Source organism: Nostoc sp. CALU 546 (assembly GCF_048836525.1).
Window position 1 is genome coordinate 1 of the sequence record NZ_JAWJTF010000135.1, and the last position, 801, is coordinate 801.

The window sequence follows — 801 nt, forward strand, 5'->3', positions numbered from 1 at the left end:
TTAAGGGGGGTAAAACGTATGTGGAATAAGCGTTTAAGCTTAAGTTGACACCAATGGCATCTTGCCCGCCTTAAAGCAAATTCATTTAATTAACTTATAAACTAAATCGACGTAATTAAAGATGAAACTAACAGCAACAGAAAACGGATTATTAATTCCTAAAGAACTATTAGGAGAAAACCAAGAGTTTGAGATTATTCAAGAAAATGGAAAAATTATTATTACTAGCATCAAACAAACATCTTCTATTTGGGATTTAGGTTCAAATCCTGTGGAATGTGATGTAACAGATAGTGCAATTAACCACGATCGCTATCTCTATAACCCATGAGAAGTATCTACTTTTTAGATACCAGCTATATTTTAGCTCTGGAAATCAAAAATGAAGATGCTCATCAAAAAGTATTACAAAATTTGGCTACTTTAATAAAGTCTAAATCTGTTTTAATCACAACAACATACATCTTTGATGAAGTTGTTAATTTTTTTAATAGTCTAAACCTTCATTATAAAGCTGTTGAAGTTGGTAATCGGTTATTGGAAAGTCCTGATATAGAATTAATCGAAATCGATCGAACTCTATTTAATCAGGGATGGGAATATTTTCAAAAGCATAAAGACAAATCTTATTCTCTCACTGATTGTTTATCATTTATCGTTATGCAACAACGAGAGATTGTTACAGCTTTAACCTTAGATAATCATTTTTATCAAGCTGGATTTCAAGTTTTACCATCATAAATGAGTTCAGAGGCTCGTTGACGGAGATAAAAGCCTCGTTAACGGAGCTAAAAGCCTCGT

General features: G+C 32.0%; 2 protein-coding genes. Both read left to right on the forward strand.

The window, feature by feature from the left end; genetic code table 11:
- The first annotated feature begins 121 nt into the window (after positions 1-121).
- Positions 122-331: a hypothetical protein gene (locus RRG12_RS38090; protein WP_420762779.1), complete on the forward strand. Its 210-nt coding sequence runs from the start codon at positions 122-124 to the stop codon at positions 329-331.
- A complete protein-coding gene (locus tag RRG12_RS38095; RefSeq protein WP_420762780.1) occupies positions 328-741 on the forward strand; it encodes a type II toxin-antitoxin system VapC family toxin in 414 nt (137 codons plus the stop codon). The genes RRG12_RS38090 and RRG12_RS38095 overlap by 4 nt, the downstream gene beginning before the upstream one ends.
- Positions 742-801: the final 60 nt, after the last annotated feature.